Origin of the sequence: Bacteroides sp. 3_1_13 (assembly GCF_001185845.1) — a bacterium.
GTDB lineage: Bacteria > Bacteroidota > Bacteroidia > Bacteroidales > Bacteroidaceae > Bacteroides > Bacteroides xylanisolvens.
The window spans coordinates 70326-89578 of record NZ_KQ236955.1; the positions used below are offsets into that span (position 1 = coordinate 70326).

Sequence of the window (19253 nt, forward strand, 5' to 3'; positions counted from 1 at the left end):
TTTTTCATGATGAATAATGATATATAATTCAAGATTAATCTATTCTAATAATACCTACTGAAAACCTATAAATAATCAACCTTTAATCCCTAAAAAGTCACATCAATCTTATACGTATCCTTACCTTCAAAATGAGGCATTTGAACTTCCCACTCCGGCATCCATACATATTTTTTGCTGTTTCCTGAAATAACCTCTGCCAGAAAACCAAACCAGCGTCCATAAGGCAAGTCATCCGGTACATTAGCAAACCCATTGGCCTTTGGGTTAAAATATTTTTTAACATCATTCAACACATACTGACCATTAGTATCAGTTTTTCCCTCAACAAACACTTCAGGATAAATATCACGGTTACGACCGGTAGCTCCTGCACGAGAACCATATATTTTAACAACAGCTCCTTTTTCCGGTTTTCCTGATACGGTGACATTTATTTCTATTTTCTTCGGATATAAACTATTAAAAAAATCAGGGAACACTTTTCCGATCTGCTTTGCTCCTGCCGACAGGTTCATACAATTGACAGCATACTCACTCCATACACCATCACTTGTCCATTTCATAATGCAAGGGGGGACATCAAATGATTGATGACTAACCGGATTGTCCTTTGCATCAATAAGGTACTGATACATATCCGTCACTCCACGATAATGCCCCAACTCATGGGCTAAAGTCTTATATGTATCATCGGTGAAAATTTCCTTTTTCTTTCCTGGATTAGCAAAAACAGTAACGACTGAACGGTTATCACTACCACCACCATGCGCTGCACCACCATTACCTGTTTCACCATTATCTTGCAGACAATCGAATAATACAGTAACATCATACTTGCTAAAATCTATCGGGTCGTTATAAACTCTTTTTCGAAAAGTTGCATCTTGCGATGATCCCTGATAAACAACTATATCTGCTACCGTATAACTATATTTATATTTCAGTTCTTTAGATCCGGCATTGAAAAAATTGCTTGTTTTACTGAATAATATATCCATTTCCGATTTTACTCTTCGCTCACTGCCTCCCAAATGCCCTTTTACACTCGCTTCATCCACATACACCAATACTCTAAATTCCAATTCATCAGGCTCTTCCACCACAGGAGGCTCGGGAGGCGGAAGTTGTTCCGGTTCAGAATCACTGCTACAAGCGCAGAATACAAACGTCATCATAAGACCGACCGCAAAAAACCAAATAGATTTCATTGTTTTCATAAGCTTACATTTTATCACAATTTAATTTCAAACACATAAGGTTCTTCTTGCCCACCATTCAAATACTCGGGGACAATATCCAGATCTGACAACCATACATACTTCGATTCTCCATTATCCAGCTCTACCTCTACGACAAAACAATACCAACGGGTAAAAGGGAATTCATCTACCGGGCTCTTAGGAGGCAAATTCGGCGCACCATTGTTTTTATATTCCGGAATAAACATCCGATATATATCATTAATAGTAAACTCGCCATTCCCATTAGTTTTCTTGGTCATATAAGGAGCTCTCTCCGGGTCGTTGTATATATCCCTGAAGGTAGCACGTGATCCCCAGAATTTGACTGTGGTACGTTGCGGTTTTCCATCTTTGGTTACCCGGACCAACATTTGTTTTGGATATGTACTCTGAGTCATATCCGAAGTTATTTGTTTATATTGAGCATTATGATTAAATATAGCCGAACAATAGTCACTCCATTCCTGATAGCCTGTCCCCATATTACATTTAGGATAGTCATAAGCCTCATGACTGACGGGATTATTTTTGGCTTCAATCATATACTGATATAAATCCTGTGCACCGCGAACATGCCCATATTCATGGCCCAGATTACTATATGTACCTTTTTCCGGCCATTTCTCTTTAAAAATATTCTGCTCTCCATCAAAATAGGCCTGCACTACAGACTGCTTACTTTTTCCGCCTCCTCCACAAGAGAGTCCGCCTTCACCTTTGGGACAATGTAAAGCCAAGAAAAGAACAAAATCATACTTATCAGTATTCAATTCACCATAAGCCTTATCCTTGAATTTATTATATTGCGTTTTACTCTTTTCACCGGGCCCAATCTCATAAATGACCAGATTATCATCTCCTTCTCCTACAACCCATTCGAAATAGTAATTAAACTTATTGGGGCTCTCATTCCAAAAAATAGTAGTATTACGAAACATGGTTGCCAAATTTTGTCTGAATTGACGCTCGCCTCCATACAACTCCTCTATATCATTCTTCTCTGCCCACACCTGCGCACGATAGGTAATTGTCTCACCTATCTGTGGTTGTTCCGGTTTCTTATCAGGAGCCGGAGTAGTGTCCGGCTCGGTATCAGAACTACATGCAGCCCCAATAATAAGGCTGCATGCAATTAATGTACATATTTTCAAGTTCTTTATCATAACCATTATTCTATTCTACAACAGCTGAACGGTCCGCAACAAATACTTCGTCCAAGCAAAGGACATGCCCCTTCGAATTTGTCCAATGAGTTTCATAGACAGACAAACGAATATAACGCTTCTGTTGAACTCCTAAATCAAACCAACGAACTATACCTTCATAATGATCGTCATTAGTATTACTTTCGCCTTTCAATTCTGCCACCGTAAAGCCATTACCCGATACTTTGTCCACAACCGTCTCCCAACTATTGCCATCGGCACTAACCTCTATCTTCACAGTCTTCGGAGCCGGAGCAGTCCATTGCAATCTAGGCATCAATCCCAAATGGGTATACTCACGTGAAATATCGCCCAAATCAAAAACAAAAATATAAGGATTTGAATCATTTCCGCCATCAAATTGTACATGCTTCTGATTACTCTTATTAGGAGTCCATTCATTATTGATTAATTTCTTTATAGATCCATCATTTACTTGTGTCTGAACATTAGAGCTACATTTCTCACCTAGTATTTTCCAAGAAGTTTTATCAAGGACAATACCATAACCATACATTCCTTGTTTCAGAGTTTTTTTCGCCGTACTACCGGATTTCTTGTTTTTAATCACAATTTCAGAAGAACGTTCTTGATTAGTGCTATTGTTAACAGCAAGCTTCGCATATACTTTTCCTTCTTCTTGCGTTAACTCCAGCCATTCTTTACCTCCTGTGACTTCCAAATCTGCCGGATTTATATTCTCACAAGTAGCAATCAGAAGTCTTTCATTAGCATCCGAAGAAACTATAAATTGAGTTTCTGACTGAGAGTACTCTTCATTCCACACTATTTTTTCCTCTCCATACTGAACAATCTTTACTGTCTTCTCAATTGTAAGTTCACCGGCAGTTGCTGTAAATTTCACCAATGCCTCACGATAAACATTAGCCGTATTTTCTTTGATAGTCAGAGCCAATGTCTTAACTTCCCGTCCACCAGGTAGCATGACCGGCTCAGCAGCTTTTACGACCCAATCCCCATGCTCCTCGTTCGGAAACGTAATTTCCACATCACATGAAGCAGTTCCTCCATAAGTCAAAATGTTCAAGTCTCTTTCACCCGAAGAAGTAAAATCTCTAGGCAAAGTTACTAACAAAGCACTTGTAGCATCTTTTGTAACAGAAATATTTTCCGGAAAATCCTGTTCATCAATCGTTCCAACGCTTAACAGTTCCTCCACATTTCCTTGAATGATAGTCACCATTTTCTTTACCGGTACTTCCCCTTTTGTAGTAATCACTACCGAAGCCTTCCGGTCTTTAGAAGTTCCATTATCAGCTATATTTAATAACAGTGTAGCTGCGCCATTTCCTTCCTGCGTTGAAGGGGCAATCCATTCTTCTTCCTCATTAGACATATAGACTACCTCTACTCCCCAAGCCTTATCAGTCTGAATATCCAGTTTCACAGCACCCTGATATTCTGTGGGCAACGTCACCTTCCAATGGCCATCTCCCGCTTCTTCCAACAATTCGTTGGAAGATACGGTTAATGCATCGGGAGTCCAGTCCACTTCTTTATCATCATTACAAGCCTGCAAACCAAGCAGACATAACAGTAATAAATATATATATTTCATATTCCTTCTGTTTTAAAAGTTTTCAATACGTCAATCTTTCAATGAAACAAAGATTTCATCCAGACAAATAGTACCACTCCACGTTCCCCATAAAGAGAGCCGAATATACCGATGAACCATACTACCTCCTAACTGATGCCAAGCTATAAATAACTTATTCATCCACAAGTTACTCTGTCCATTAGGATTTTTATTTATTTGTTCATCTGTGAATGCGATTCTACTTTCATCACCAACAAGCCTCCAGTCAATATTATCATCACTGAGCTCTATTTTCATATATTTAGGAGAATTTCCTATCCATTGAAGCCGCGGCATTAATCCTACCGCATTATAGGCATGAGGATTTTCACCCAAGTCAAAGACAAATTGCACCGGTGTACCTTCCGAAGCTTTATCTACTTCTATATAAGAAAGAGAGTTCTTCGCGCCCGTATCGGACTGTGCTCTGTTTGCAGGCCAGAAATTATCATACAGTTTAAAGAAAGTATTTGCCTTGCCGGCAACATTATCACTATAACCGACAATATTCCATAAGGCCTTATTCAACGTAAGTCCAGCATCTTTAATTCCTTGTCGGACAGTAATATCTTTCTCCAGCCAGTTTACATTATCCTTCAAAGTAATCGTCGCAACACGTTCTTGCCATATTGATGAGTTCTTGCTATCTACCGTAATCTGAATTTCACCATTTTCCTGTTTCGGCGTTAACCAATTTGCACCTTCCGAATTATAGGTAACAGTAAATGAAAAGTCCGAACTTTCACTTATACGAGCAATAGTTTCATCTGTCAACGTATTTTCTGAAGACAGAATAACGTCGCTTCCTTGTAAATAATCTGATGTTTCAAAAGTAATCTGCGCATCCAGCGTTCCTTTGACAACAGTCAACTTCAACCAGTTCGCATCTTTATCTGTTCCGACTTTTTCATTAGTAGTACCCATGCGTATAGGAAGAATCCATTTACCATCCGGCATTTCCGAGGGCTTCAATGTAAGGTAATTTTCTGCGTATTTTTCGCCAACAGCAAGATTCACACTCTCTGCATAGTCAAATCCTTCCTCCAATAGATGTTCTTTTTCCTCTTCTGTCAACAAACTTTCATCAATGCTATACGTAACAGACAGGTCTTCCGTTGTATTAATATCAAGCCTTGACGTAATGTCAATTTCATAATCGGTGGTTGATTCAGAAAAATCTACAAAAACTTCTCCCCGTTGTTCACCATCAGTGCCATCGAGTGCCAAAACCGGCTTCTTAACCTCCAATGCTAGAATAAAATGAGCCTTATCAACATACACATCTTCTCCCGGCGTGCGGCTGTTAACGGACAGAGGAACATAATAAACTCCATATCCTTTTTCGGTCAAGAGCTGTTCTATTTTCAACGTCAAGGGTACAGCTACCTCATCACTTCCGGCTTCAATAACAAAATCACGTTCAAATGAATAATATTTAGCGTCCAGCATCTCATAGTTGGTGCCATTATCCGTATTATACTGAATCAGATAATTATAATCCAGCTCTACTTTCCCGGCAAATTTACCTTGATAATAACCGGCCTTATGAATCCAAACATTGTGAACGTAATCATTAGCATTCATCACATAAAGGGTTTCCTTTTGCAAATCACTGTTCGGAAAGTAAACTGTATCCTCCATCATATAATCAGTCCGAGTATCGGAGCAGGAGGTGCCCAGTAAAAGAGCTGCAAATAAAAAACTTATATATTTTTTCATCATTCTCATCCTTTTTACCATTTATAATTCTGTACCAAAGACTGGTTTTTGTTAATTGCACTCTGCGGAATAGGGAACAAGTAGAAACCAGGTGTAAACACACGTTTCTCTACAACTGTCCGCTGGAAGAATTCATTCGGATATTCCTCTTTACCGGGAGTCCCCTTAGCCTGAATATTCATGCCATGGATATTCCCCTTTTCTGTGGACTCCGCAGTCAACCAACGACGGCAATCATAAAAGTTAATACCTTCAAAAGCAAACTCTACACGACGCTCACGATGAATCAAGTCTCTCAGTTTTGCCTGATCATTCATTGCCTCCGGATATGCTTCCTCAATATTATTCAATCCGGCACGGCTACGAACTTCATTCCAATATTGCAGCAACAACGGATCATCCAAATCACCAACTTCTATTGCAGCCTCTACATAGTTCAACAGAATCTCTGCATAACGCATGTAAGGCAATTCACGCTTTACACTTTTTTTAGGACTGGCCTCAAACTCCTCCATCGCAAATTTAGCCATATTATACCCTGTCGTAAAATGATTATGAGAGGCATCCGGACCATTATTGCCATTCTTGTACATTTCCAAATAAATTCGTTCTGTAGCTTTCTTCGGAATAAACCAGGACATACCTCCATACACTACAGACACATAAAAACGGGGCTCACGACCTACATACATATTATAAGTCTTTCTTTCTTTACCTTCACAAGGATTTGTAAACTGGGTAAACCCATCTTCCACGTATCCGGCATCAGGATCAACAATCGGTGTAGTACGGTCTTCATCAAGGTATCCTGTAATAGGAAAGCGTCCGGTTCCAGACATGGCATAAGAGTCTACAATTTCCTGAGTAGGATTGTATCCTCCTCCCCAACCACCATTACTATTGGGAGCAAGACGTTGATCCATCCAACCGTCATCTTCCAGAAAAGAAAAAATCATTTCTGTATTTTGCGATGTAGTAAATACCGATTTATAAGATGCATAAGGATCTATCTCGCCTTCATTAGCCCCCTCTTTATACAAAACCTTAACAAGTTCATAAGCATTCTCTTCTATAAGGTCATAAGCTGCCTGACGAGCTTTCTCCCATTTTTTGGGGTCCGGTGTTGTCGGAAATAAAGGAGTTCCGTCTGCATTACGAATATTGGCATACTTAGGATTACCATTAAATTGCGGACTGGCCGATTGCAGCAGAATACGGGCTTTGTACGCCATCGCAATACGCTTATTCATACGAGCATACGTTTCTCCCGTCGACTTCAGAGGCAGATAAGAATTATAAATCAGGTCATCAAACTCATCAGTGATCCATTCGACACATTCATCCCAAGTGTTACGCTCACGTAGCATATCTATACCTGAAAAATCCGGTTGTTCATCTTTCAGTAATATAACGGGACCATACATACGCATCAACTGTGCATAAAAATAAGCACGTACACAACGCACTTCCGCTTTCCATTGCTCACGAAGATCATCGGTCAGACGCGGATCCGGACATTTATCCATATTCTGTAGAAAATACGTTGCCTCACGAATAGCCTTATAGAAAGTATACCATCTATCATACTGTGCGGACGAAGCACTCCATACTCCCATATCAAAGGTTCCCACGTTAGTATAAGCCACATCTACATCACTGGTACTATACGTATCGGGCATTTCATAAGGACGAGTTCCCCGGATGTAAGAATATACCCCGAACATTGCATTCTGCGTAGACGAATAAGTCTCATAAATCTGGTCGGGAGAACGCAAATCCTCAGGAGACGTATCCAAGAACGAGTCACAAGATGACATAGTTATGGCAGCAACAGCCAAAAGCATTATACGTTTCATATATTTAGATTTCATAATCAACATATCTTTATAGTATTAGAAATTAATATTTAAACCTACATTAAATACACGTGTGGGCGGGTATTTTCTTCCGTCTCCGGAACCCAGCTCCGGGTCAAACAGCTTTACATCCGGTGCCCAAGTGAGCAAGTTCACTCCCGACACGTATAGACGTAGATTCTGTAAAGCCATCTTTTCCACCCATCTTTTGGGGAATGTATAACCGATTTCTGCATTCTTCAGACGAAGAAAAGCCGCATTACGTACCCAAAAAGACGATTTCTTCGTATTATTATTATCCAAAGCGTCACTCGGACGAATGGTACGCGGATAACGTGCATTCGGATTAGGATTGTCTATCGTCCAACGATCTTCCATCACACCTTTCAAGAATCCATTGTTATTTTTATAACCGGAAGTGAAAGGAACTATAGTCGAACCTTCTTCAAATATAGAGACACGTGCCGTACCCTGGAAAAATATAGAGACATCAAAACCTTTCCATTCTACAGCCCCACCAAATCCATAAGTAATTTCAGGTATATCACAGAATCCGATAGGCATCTTATCATAATCATCAATCCTTCCATCACCATTCAAATCACGATATTTGATATCACCCGGACGCAAACGGCTATGGTTACCTTCACTGAACTGTATTGGGCTGCGGTCTATTTCTTCCTGTGATTCGAACAATCCGACTGCCTGCCAACCAAATTTTTGATAAATTTTCTGTCCTACAGAGTTCATCCATGGATACTTATTCAAAGCATCACCATTACGAAGGATCTCATTATTGGCATAAGTAAACGTACCACGCCCGGTCACATTCACCTGCCCGATTTTATCATGATACTCCAATGAACCATCAAAACCCCAACTCTTCATCTTACCCACATTCACCATCGGCATGGTAGTCATACCAACATAAGCAGGAATATTATTATTGCGCACAAAAATATGGTCACGCACATCATGATACCAATCCCCCTGAATTTCCAACTTATTAAACAATCCCAGTTCAAAACCATAATTCTGCTTGGTTGAAACCTCCCAGCCAACATTCGGATTGGCCACTTCATTTACACGTTCACCCTTCGTCTTTGTATAGTTACCATATACATAATCCCCCGTAGTAGCTACTGTTCCTAAATAAATAAAGCGTACATCTCCACCAATCTGGTCGTTACCTACTTGTCCGACAGACGCCTTCAACTTCAACTTGGAAACCACATCCGTCAATGGGGCAAAGAATTTTTCATTGGATATATACCATCCTACAGCTACAGCAGGAAAAAAACCGACGCGATGACCCGCTGCAAAGTTTTCCGAACCGTTATACCCGAAGTTTCCTTCAATAAAATAACGGCTGTCATAATCGTATGTCAGACGTCCCGCAAGACCTTGATTCTTATAAGGCAGCGATTTGATAGAAGTTATATTATCTTTATAATTTGAATTCCTATAGGTTTCATTCTTTACCCGTTGATTATATAAGAACATTCCACCTACGCGATGTTTACCAAACAAACGGTTATAAGTGATAGAAGCTTCTAAATAAGTAGCATTATTACCTCCCGACTTATTATCAAACCATGGACCTCCCTTCGCATTTTCAGGTTCAGAGTTAAATACCAAATCCCCATTGGCGTCACGACGAATGGCATGCCAGATTTCATCTTGTTGTGTATGCTTGTTACCATGCCATGCTTGCGTGTCAAATGCAAACTTGACATTGGCTTTTAAACCTTCGGTTATAAAAGAGAAGTCCTGATCCAAACTAACCATAGAGTTCAACGTACTCTTCCAGTCTTCCATATATCCGGATCTGGTAACCTGCCAATAAGGATTAGTCACTCCTTTTTCTCCGGCCCAGTATCCGTTGGAATATTGAATGGGGAAAGCATTAGGATCCAAAATAAAGGCACTTTTCCAAACTCCATCCGAATCAGCAGCATCTCTTTTCTTAGTCAGGAATCCCCCTAAGGTCAATGATAGTACTGTCGTAGGATGCAAGTTAATATCTACATTCGAACGGAAGTTATAACGTTGATAATCCGGATTACCATTATAAGAATCTCCCTTTTTCCCGGTTTCAAACAAACCATCCTCATGGTAATACCCGGCAGAGATAAAATAGCGTGCTATCTCACCACCACCGCTTACGTTGGCCGTCACTCTCTGATTGAATGTATGCTTCCTAAAAACAGACTTCAACCAATTTACATTCGGATATAAATCCGGATCCGTACCATTTCTATAATAATCAATTTCCTCCGGACTATATGTCCCCGGGGCACCTTCATTATACATTGTTGCAAAGTCCACCGCATCTGCCATTTCCGGAACTTTGGTAGGCTGCACCATACCGGCTTCCATCTTTATTGAGATTTTAGGTTTTCCTTCGGAACCGCGTTTTGTTTTAATCAATACCACACCGTTTGCACCACGAACACCATAGAGTGCTGTTGCAGTAGCATCCTTCAATAAAGAAAAACTTTCAATTTCTTCCGGATCAAGAAGGTCGAGCGAGCGTTCCACACCATCGACCAAAATCAACGGTGTTTTATTGGCACCGAATGTAGAAATACCACGAATCCAGAATTCTGCCGAACTACCCGGAGAACCATCACGCTGAATAGAAACAACACCACCCAACTGTCCTGCCAAATTAGTGGAAATAGAGGCACTCGGCACTTTTAGACTCCCAACGTTTAACGTACTGATAGAACCAATCACACTTTCTTTACGTTGTGTACCATAACCGACCACCTGCACCTCTTCAAGTACAGTATCATCCGCCTGCATTTCAATAAGCAAATTATTGGCGGAAGGAGAGACTTCCTTCTCTATATTAGCATACCCTATATAACTGATTACAAGGGTTACAGTTTTTCCACCGGGAATAGTAATATTAAAATTACCATCCATATCAGTAGTAGCTCCCACACTAGTATCTTTCAACCACACACTGGCTCCAATAAGAGTCTCTTTCGTTCCTTTATCTATTATTTTACCAGTCAGCTTTCTTGTAGTTTTTTTCCCTTCTTGATATACTTCAGCCACCGTATCGGAAGCCCGTACCAACACGAAAGGTGCCGCAAAAAGATAAATAATGATAAAGACACTAACCAATCGTTGCAATGAGAAATTTAACTTTCGTGCAATTCCATTCATAATACATGATTTAATGTTATTAATTTAAGTTTTTAATGTTTTTAGATTGTTGCAACCAAATTCTAAATTACATCCACAAAGTTAAGCAAGAATGAAAATAATGTTGGCGAATTCCGTACAAAAGAACAATAATATAGTAAAGCTACATTATTTTTTCTCATTTCTACAAGCTAATCACCAATGTTTATCCTAAAAATGAACGATTTTACCTATCAAAAAAAATACGGGTTATCTTTAACCACATAAGGTTTGCCTGTAGCAAGCCCTACATCACAATAATCTCATCTACTGACATGACTCCATCTCCCGCTTTTACTTTCATTTTTATATACCTGACATTCCAATGACCATTAAAAACATACTCCTGATACTGTAATGCCGGAATATCTTTCAAGCTTTTCTTTCGAACAATCCCTCCGGAAAAATAATTCTCCCCCATCATTGGAGAAGAGGATTTCCACCTGTTGGGGTAAATGTCGCCGTGCTCCTGCCCTCAACTGCATCCAACGGGTGAAAACAATACGAATCTCCTGTTCTTCGCCCAAATCCATTATAAGCTCCTGCTCCCCATAGAGATTCATCCAACTACCATCTAAATATGTTTTTCCTCCGGTATAGCCATCAGCAAGAATTTGGCATGAATGTTCCGCATGGAAGATTATACTTTCTTTCCGATGCCTTTGTGATAATAAAAATATCGGGTAAATACATCACCCTGCATATTTCCTTTTTTAAATGCTGCAGCTTTCACACATAATCACACATTTAACTTTAGGAGAAAGGGCACCGGAGAATATTGCCAACAAGTCTATCGAAAAATATCCTTTTTGTAATTCATACTCCATAGGTATAGGAATAACAGAGATAGTTCGCTCCTTTTTACTAAATGAACAAGATGCGAATAGAAGAAAAAAATAAAACTGATAAAACGCTCTTTTGTAGAAAGAAACGAGGCATGGCAACAAGACCAAACCATAGTAATAAAATGTCATTCGTTAGATATTAGTATCCAAATTAAAAATAATATTCATCCCACAAAGATAAGCTTACGAATAACACACAAAGAAAACTTGCGTACAAAAGAACAACAATATTGTACAGCCTAATAACATCTCTTATCTTGAAGTTGAGCCGTATTAATGGACGGCGCTATCTTGCCTTCCTATTTTATATAAACTACAGAACGTCCCGAACCGTATTTTTTCAGTATGCCTTCTTCGAGGAAAGCACGGATATCCTGCAATGCCTGAGGTTTGGTTTTTCCCACAAGCATGGCATAATCCTGACGGTTGATACACGGATGTTCTTCCAAAAAACTTTCCAACCGCTCCAGGCATCTTTCTCTATCCAACGGATTCTTTACACGAAAAGGCGAATGATAGCGTTGTAGCACAAGCTCGCTCTCAATATCCTTTTTAAACTGGCGGTTCACACGAAAATTGATATCTTTCAGAGATACGGACGGTGAACGTAAATCTTCGGCATTCATCACCTTTTTATCAACAGTCACTGAAAGAGTAAAATAACCGACGTCGCCCAATTCAACAGAAAACCCTTTTAAAAGTAAATGTTTCAATTCTTTCGATATTGCCTCAATGACACCCACTACTTGCGCGTGAGGCACATGCTGCATAGCAACAACCTGCTCTACAAATTCTTCAGCTGTATAGCTGCCTTTCAATACTACGCGCGCATGCAAAGGTTGATCTTCCCCGCTTTTTGTGAGATCGGGAGTCTCATAAAGATCATAATTTACGCTCATTGCCTATTAGTTTTTTTGTAGAAAAGACTTATTTCTTTTCTCACATAGATTAATTTTCTAAAGCACATTCCGGTTTTCGTTTGACTATAGTCAAACGATAGTTCAACTTAAGTCATTCTTTCGTTCGACTATAGTTGAACGAAAACTGGAATGCTAATGAGACAAATATACGTAGAATATACGTATACTAATTTATATGGAGCAGGATTTTATTCTTAGAATCTCATCTGTTCATAATTCTTAGCCAACCCTCCCTCACTTGTTTCCTTATATAAAGAAGGCAAATCATGACCGGTCTGTTTCATGACTTCAACTACCTTATCAAATGATACCCGATGTACACCATCGGTAAAAGCTGAATAAATATTCGCATCCAAAGCGCGCGCGGCAGCATAAGCATTACGTTCAATGCAGGGAATCTGCACCAAGCCACACACAGGATCACAAGTCATACCCAGATGATGCTCCAAACCCATTTCCGCCGCATACTCTATTTGCGACGGACTGCCTCCGAACAATTGACTGGCAGCACCGGACGCCATTGCGCAAGCTACACCTACCTCGCCTTGGCATCCGACTTCAGCACCCGAAATAGAGGCATTATGTTTTACTATATTTCCGATCAGTCCTGCCGTTGCTAATGCCCGCAAGATACGGATGTCACTAAATCCACGAGTTTTCCACAAATGATAAAGCACAGCAGGAAGTACTCCGCAGGAACCACAAGTAGGAGCAGTGACGATAATCCCTCCCGAAGCGTTTTCCTCACTTACCGCCAACGCGTAAGCAAAAACCAGTCCTCTGGAACGAAGAGATTCTTTATATCCCATCGCCTTAATATAATAAGAAGAAGATTTCCTCTGAAGATTCAATGCTCCCGGAAGTGTACCCTCCGTTTCCAATCCCCGCTCGACTGCTGCTTTCATAGCTTTCCACACTTCGCCCAGATAATCCCAGATAGAAGAGCCTTCACATTGCTCCACATATTCCCAGTAATTCTTTCCGGAATGCTGGCACCAAGAATAAATCTCAGTCATGGTGTTCATATCGTAAAGTTCGGGAGACATTTCTTTAGAAGTCCCTTCCTCTTCCAAAGCACCTCCTCCCACACTAAAAACGGTCCACTTACCTATCAACTTTCCTTTTTCATCAAAAGCTTCAAAAAGCATTCCATTCGGATGAAAAGGAAGAAAGACATCCGGCTTCCAAATCAATGTCACCGGTGCATGAGGTTGCAATACTTCCAAAATTGCCGTATCAGTCATGTGGCCTTTTCCTGTGGCAGCAAGACTTCCATACAAAGTGACCTGAAACTTTTTTGAACCGAGATTTCTGTTCAGAAATAAAATAGCGGCATTGCGTGGTCCCATCGTATGGCTACTGGACGGACCAATACCTATTCGATATAATTCTTTAATTGATTTCATTCTAGGATGATAATACTTAATATTTATGAGAATTTACTTAAATGTACCTATTAACACCTTAAGCGTATCGCCTTTGACTATGGATCTTACAGAATATTTGTCTTGAAGTAAAGCAGGGTTAAAATTCTTTTCATCGAAATGAAACAATTTTGTAGAGTTATCTGAAGCAGGAGCAATGTACGCTTGATCTTCTTTCTTACTGTAATATCCCCAACGCAATCCTTTAGCCGTTATATAACTAAAATAGATTCTATTTTTGGTTTCCCGTACTACAAATAATTTCCATTCATCTTTATTACTTTGGTTATCTCTATTCAAGTCCTGAAATTCATAAATTGGCATTTTATCGCCCACATAAAAGTAAATATGCGGATATAGAATATTATCGCCTATTTCATATACAGTTGTTCCCCAAAATGGCTCTAAACAAAAATAACGAGACTCATATTCATAAAAAGAGCCGGGGAAATATGGAGTATCAAAATTAGCTTTAGTATAAACTCTATTATTCGGTTCCCGATAAAGAATATTTCCCCTGCTATCAAAAATGGCGAACAAAGTAGTACAATTACCAGATTGATTGTTGACATATCCAATATATTTATCATCAGATATTTGCATAAAATTAGCAATTTGCTCCTTAAATTGCTTCGGCTTTGTAACTTGTTTCACTATTTTATTAGTTTGAACATCCATGCCAATCCAATCTTTAAAGTTGTCTCCATATAAGATATTCCTCTTCACATCAAAATGTTTGCAAGGCCAACCAATGTGATTGCCATAGATTTCTTTTATAAATTTCCCATGTATATCAAATAGATAACTCTCATGATTAAATTGGGTCGCAACTAAGTATTTCTTATCTCTTGTTAAATAAAAAAACGCATTTTTCAATACAACTGTATCTGGTATCATTACATTAATAGTCTTAATATCATATAAGACATCTGAGATAGAAATCTCTTTAACAATAGCTTTTGTTATATCAACCTTATATTGCTGTGCTATGCAAAACAAGCTGCTACTTAGCGTTAAAAGGAAAGCGATAAACTTATTCATAATATTAATAGCATACATAATAATATGGAAAACTCTGATCACCACTACTATCATCTACAGGGATATGGTTTTACGTTATATCCCATTTTTCTCAACTGGTTAATAAGTCCTGCATTTCCTGGAAGATGCATAGCACCTACAGCGATTAGAGTGGAACCTTGGTTTATTAATATGGGAATTTTAAGCATCCAGGCATCATTGCGCTCTTTTATTAATTTTAATTTATATTCATTCTGGAAATTACATTCTTCTGAATCGGCTTTTATTACCTGCCCGTTTGATTCCATAAACTCTTTCATCTGGTTTTCAAAACTCAAGCAACTTAATTGTCGGGCACGATATAGAGAGTCCAAGTGTTTGTAAGCATTATTAATCATGTCAGCATTCTTCAAAATAAAAAGTAGACTCGAAGCTTGCTCTTTCAATGCAACTTTATACTTGGATATATTGACCTTTTCATTCTTACTTGCAATCTCCTCTATAGTTTCAAGAAAAAATATTTTTTTCGAACTGTGGTGTGCAAGCCGTAATAAATAAAAATCCATGCTACTTTCTTTTTTTATCCTATTATATATGTTGTATCTAATATAGATATTCTGCCAAAATGCAGGAACACGTTCAGCATAACGAGGATTTCCTGATGACAAAACAGAATCTACAAAAGCAAGGTCCTTAGTATTGTACAACATCGAATAAGTGGTATCCGAAGGCATAAGAAAATAATCGTTAGAAATGGTTGGTGTCTTTCTTCGAATCGAATCGAGAGCCATCATATCTATTTCTGTAGCAACTTGCTCTACAACAGAAAGAACTTTCCGCATTCCGGGAATACTATCAAACATAAAACTGAATTCAACAGTATGCATTGTACCTAACAGATAAGATGATTTCTGCAACCCATTTCCGGAAATCTCCCACAACAAAGCATCTTCCAGCTTTACAGGTGTTTCCGTTACTTGTGCCTGACTGAGTATGCTACTCAATAAGGTAATAACTAATAGTTTTTTTATGATTTTCATTTTTTATATTTATAGATTACTTTACCAAAATAAGATACCAAAGAAAATGTCTTAGATAAAAAAGCATTTAAGTTCACCTTACTTCTTCAGTATTTAAATACTTTATAGCAGCTTCTAAAACCTCATCACGTCCTTCACGTATCCCCTGAATTGTACTTTTAACTTCAATATCAGGAAGAATACCGATTTGCTGGGTTTCCGACTTATCGGGATAGTAAACGCCAAGCCCTGTAAATGTAGCTCTAAAGTTACCCGGCAAAATGAGAAAGGAACAATTGCCATCGGCACCGGCAGTCGTACTTCCCATAACAACTGTGTTTGGGGTACATCTATATTTCATAGTCATGAACTCCGCATGGCTTTGTGTTGTTTCATTTATCAAAATTACTTTTTTACCTTGATAATAATCTTCATTCTCTTTTCCCACCTTTACTACAGGACCGAAAGTGAACAATCCCGGTTGCAAAAGGCTTCCGTGGGTAAATGTTGCAAAATCTGTAGAAGACGGATACAGAAGATTATACTCCCAATATCCATTAATTTTCTCCATTACAGGATAGGCTCTCAAATCAATAATCATACCCTTAGATTTTATTTCTTGGGGAACTTCTCCACCGATGGTACTTCCCATATACAGATATAAAATATCCGGAGAAAGGTAGGAAATAAGCGGCTGCGGCTTTTGAAAGACGGTAGATTCGCACATTTGATTCGGCACGCATCTGATTCTTGTTTTTTCAATAGCCCCGTTTCTTTCATAATCCACATACAATAGTGTATCATTGGACCATAGAAGTTCATTTACAGCTATCTGTCTCTGCAAAGTTGCTTCATTAGAAGCTGATATATAGGGCGTGATACGTTTTACTATGGAATCTACCTCTTCACTGTTGACACGTACAATTACATCTCCAGGCTGCAAAGTCCGATCCTCTTCACCCTTGAAACTAGATTTCAATTCATAATATTCTGTCACTACCGCTTTGTCTTCAATAAAACGTATCACAACAGGCACTAAATATTTTTTTATCGGTCCGCCATAAATACCGGCATGAGTATCATGGACTTCTGCTATAAATCTTTTCAAGGCATTCTCATAATCCATTCTGTCCGTTATTTCTAAAAACGCAGGTATATTATCCAGCAATACATCATCCCAACTGTTCTTAAGAAGATATTTATAAGGAAAATAATACTGAATTGCATTCCATAATCGGAATAAAGATAAGAGCTGATAACTAATATTCGGAAAGATACATTTAGAATATCTTTCCTCATGCGTAAATACGGCCTTTCCTATATTCTCATTTCCTAAGTTCACGTAATAACTTGTCGTATCTCTCTTGGCATCCCGAATTTCTTTTAATTTATCCGACAGCACCGTTCCCAGACTGCCTTTATCTTCTATCCATTTCAAATCGGGAAGTAACTTTATAGAGTCCGATGTGCACAAAGTATAATTTCCACGCTTCTTTTTAAAATCAAATTGGTCTATCCATTCTACTAAAACCTCATTTCGTTTTTCTTTTGAGGGGAGAGATACTAAAGAAGGCATTACGCAAAGCAATTCGTGATCCCAATCATACTTTCCTGCACGTACTTCTGGATGATAATATTTCATGAATCCCCAAATCTTACATAATAAAGATAAATTTTCCACATCTGAATCAGTATATTCCCACATGGACATTTCTACCGGCACGTTATTATTCCTGGGTGAGAAAGTACAAGAAGAAAGCCACACTAGCATTGCAATAAATATAAATCCGCATTTTGTGTCGTAAAGTAAAATTCTTTTCTCTTTAAATTCGACATATACATTTGATTTTAAAGCAAACCAAAAACCTTTCTTTTCCATCATATTTATCTCCTTATTTTAATTTAATCCTTCCGTTATCACCTTCCGTATCGGCATCAGGAATCTTTGCAGTAAGGAAATGTCTTCGGTTATGATATCCGCCTGTCCCTCCATCTCGGGCAAGAAGGGCAATTCTTTATCATAACTGGTCCTCAACCCGGAGGGAAGCTGAATGTCTACCATATAGCTTTTAATATTCTGCCCGTCCACCACCGGTATTAAAGAGATGTTCTTCACCGTCCCTCTCACAACACCAAACTCTTTATCCGGATAATTGCTGAACCGTATATTCACTTTCTGACTTTTTTTTACTTTTCCCGAACGTTCCGTAGGCAACAGTGCCTTCCCGATAATCTCTCCCTTATACGCGGGTACGATATTAAAAACGATACTCCCCGCAGTTACATTCTGATTGTTTGTCCAATACTGTGTCAGCGTAATCTCGCCATCCACCGGAGTAATCAACGCATAGTTTATCTCCCAGGCATCTATTTCCGCCCTTAATTGATTGATTAGCGAGCGCAGCCGCGTTTCCAGCGTGTTCTTCTGGTCCAGATATTGATATTCGGTATCATACAGGGACTCGTTCATCTGCGCCAGTTGAATCTGCAGGTTCTCCAAGGAGCGGTCCATATTTTCCGCCGAAAGAAAAGATTGCAGGTACCTGCTGTAAGATTCTTCAACGGCTTCTTTAGAGATAAGCCCCTTGACGCCCAGCAGCGAGTCTCGGGCATATTGCTGGTGAGCGATCTTCGTCTGGGCTTCCGACAGCTCTTTCTGTTTCAACATATTCGTATAATAAACTTCATTCTGCACTATCCGCGCCTTTACCAAACCGATCTTTTTCAAATGATACGCCACTTCCTTAAACTGCCGGTATTCGGACATCGACAGATAGAAAGAAGAATAAAGAGACTGCAAACCGCCAAGCTGAAGCTGCCGGGAGGGAACTAAAGAAATGGTATCCAAATTGCCCTCCGCCTGCCCCACCAACTCCTTGAGCCGCAGTATATCCTCCGTCTTTGCAGGATTCTCTATCACTGCAAGCAGGGTGTTCGCCGCAACCTGCTGGTTGTTCTCCACATACAGTTCCTGCAACTTTCCCGAAGTCCTCGCCACCACGGCGGATACAGGCGTAGTCCCCGTCAGGGTGACTGTAGAGCTGATGATATCCGGATATTTGAACACGGCACTCCCTATTAGCAGAATCACAACGACACAAGCTATCATCGTTATCCCCCAACGAAGAATCCAGGAGGGAACAGCACTCAATACCTCATTGAATTCTTCACTTCTCAATTCTATTTCCCGTTTCTTGTCTTCCATA

General features: G+C 39.3%; 13 protein-coding genes. All 13 read right to left on the reverse strand.

Features of this window, described 5'->3' with window-relative positions; translation table 11 throughout:
* Positions 1–89 precede the first annotated feature (89 nt).
* A complete protein-coding gene (locus HMPREF9009_RS00220) occupies positions 90–1220 on the reverse strand; it encodes a hypothetical protein (protein WP_118218998.1) in 1131 nt (376 codons plus the stop codon).
* 14 nt (positions 1221–1234) lie between these two features.
* Positions 1235–2407 carry a hypothetical protein gene (locus HMPREF9009_RS00225; protein ID WP_053095294.1) on the reverse strand — a complete coding sequence of 391 codons (1173 nt, stop codon included), beginning with the start codon at positions 2405–2407 and terminating at the stop codon, positions 1235–1237.
* A gap of 10 nt (positions 2408–2417) precedes the next feature.
* Positions 2418–4028, reverse strand: coding sequence for a BACON domain-containing protein (locus tag HMPREF9009_RS00230; RefSeq protein ID WP_049701116.1), 1611 nt, complete (start codon positions 4026–4028; stop codon positions 2418–2420).
* Between the two features lie 30 nt (positions 4029–4058).
* Positions 4059–5771, reverse strand: coding sequence for a DUF1735 domain-containing protein (locus tag HMPREF9009_RS00235; protein WP_049701117.1), 1713 nt, complete (start codon positions 5769–5771; stop codon positions 4059–4061).
* 11 nt (positions 5772–5782) lie between these two features.
* The gene (locus tag HMPREF9009_RS00240) at positions 5783–7624 is read right to left on the reverse strand and encodes a RagB/SusD family nutrient uptake outer membrane protein (protein ID WP_162487415.1); all 1842 of its coding nucleotides are present in this window, start codon (positions 7622–7624) and stop codon (positions 5783–5785) included.
* 36 nt (positions 7625–7660) lie between these two features.
* Positions 7661–10801, reverse strand: coding sequence for a SusC/RagA family TonB-linked outer membrane protein (locus HMPREF9009_RS00245; RefSeq protein WP_049701119.1), 3141 nt, complete (start codon positions 10799–10801; stop codon positions 7661–7663).
* 350 nt (positions 10802–11151) lie between these two features.
* Positions 11152–11382 (reverse strand): hypothetical protein, encoded by a 231-nt coding sequence (locus HMPREF9009_RS00250; RefSeq protein ID WP_049701120.1) that lies wholly within the window; start codon positions 11380–11382, stop codon positions 11152–11154.
* Between the two features lie 581 nt (positions 11383–11963).
* The gene (locus HMPREF9009_RS00255; RefSeq protein WP_049701121.1) at positions 11964–12563 is read right to left on the reverse strand and encodes an HU family DNA-binding protein; all 600 of its coding nucleotides are present in this window, start codon (positions 12561–12563) and stop codon (positions 11964–11966) included.
* 215 nt (positions 12564–12778) lie between these two features.
* The gene (locus HMPREF9009_RS00260) at positions 12779–13990 is read right to left on the reverse strand and encodes an L-serine ammonia-lyase (protein ID WP_083444123.1); all 1212 of its coding nucleotides are present in this window, start codon (positions 13988–13990) and stop codon (positions 12779–12781) included.
* A gap of 33 nt (positions 13991–14023) precedes the next feature.
* Entirely contained in the window at positions 14024–15049 is a 1026-nt protein-coding gene (locus HMPREF9009_RS00265) for a 6-bladed beta-propeller (RefSeq protein ID WP_198154739.1), read from the reverse strand.
* A gap of 50 nt (positions 15050–15099) precedes the next feature.
* Positions 15100–16068 (reverse strand): TraB/GumN family protein, encoded by a 969-nt coding sequence (locus HMPREF9009_RS00270; protein WP_049701124.1) that lies wholly within the window; start codon positions 16066–16068, stop codon positions 15100–15102.
* 73 nt (positions 16069–16141) lie between these two features.
* Positions 16142–17929: a S41 family peptidase gene (locus HMPREF9009_RS00275; protein ID WP_049701125.1), complete on the reverse strand. Its 1788-nt coding sequence runs from the start codon at positions 17927–17929 to the stop codon at positions 16142–16144.
* 15 nt (positions 17930–17944) lie between these two features.
* The gene (locus HMPREF9009_RS00280) at positions 17945–19252 is read right to left on the reverse strand and encodes an HlyD family secretion protein (RefSeq protein ID WP_049701126.1); all 1308 of its coding nucleotides are present in this window, start codon (positions 19250–19252) and stop codon (positions 17945–17947) included.
* Between the last annotated feature and the right edge of the window lies 1 nt (position 19253).

Coding starts and splice junctions, on each gene's coding strand:
- HMPREF9009_RS00265 (WP_198154739.1), bottom strand. CDS start 15,049: ATGAATAAGTTTATCGCTTTCCTTTTAACGCTAAGTAGCAGCTTGTTT.
- HMPREF9009_RS00240 (WP_162487415.1), bottom strand. CDS start 7,624: ATGAAACGTATAATGCTTTTGGCTGTTGCTGCCATAACTATGTCATCT.
- HMPREF9009_RS00235 (WP_049701117.1), bottom strand. CDS start 5,771: ATGATGAAAAAATATATAAGTTTTTTATTTGCAGCTCTTTTACTGGGC.
- HMPREF9009_RS00275 (WP_049701125.1), bottom strand. CDS start 17,929: ATGATGGAAAAGAAAGGTTTTTGGTTTGCTTTAAAATCAAATGTATAT.
- HMPREF9009_RS00260 (WP_083444123.1), bottom strand. CDS start 13,990: ATGAAATCAATTAAAGAATTATATCGAATAGGTATTGGTCCGTCCAGT.
- HMPREF9009_RS00250 (WP_049701120.1), bottom strand. CDS start 11,382: ATGAATCTCTATGGGGAGCAGGAGCTTATAATGGATTTGGGCGAAGAA.
- HMPREF9009_RS00225 (WP_053095294.1), bottom strand. CDS start 2,407: ATGATAAAGAACTTGAAAATATGTACATTAATTGCATGCAGCCTTATT.
- HMPREF9009_RS00270 (WP_049701124.1), bottom strand. CDS start 16,068: ATGAAAATCATAAAAAAACTATTAGTTATTACCTTATTGAGTAGCATA.
- HMPREF9009_RS00280 (WP_049701126.1), bottom strand. CDS start 19,252: ATGGAAGACAAGAAACGGGAAATAGAATTGAGAAGTGAAGAATTCAAT.
- HMPREF9009_RS00220 (WP_118218998.1), bottom strand. CDS start 1,220: ATGAAAACAATGAAATCTATTTGGTTTTTTGCGGTCGGTCTTATGATG.
- HMPREF9009_RS00255 (WP_049701121.1), bottom strand. CDS start 12,563: ATGAGCGTAAATTATGATCTTTATGAGACTCCCGATCTCACAAAAAGC.
- HMPREF9009_RS00245 (WP_049701119.1), bottom strand. CDS start 10,801: ATGAATGGAATTGCACGAAAGTTAAATTTCTCATTGCAACGATTGGTT.
- HMPREF9009_RS00230 (WP_049701116.1), bottom strand. CDS start 4,028: ATGAAATATATATATTTATTACTGTTATGTCTGCTTGGTTTGCAGGCT.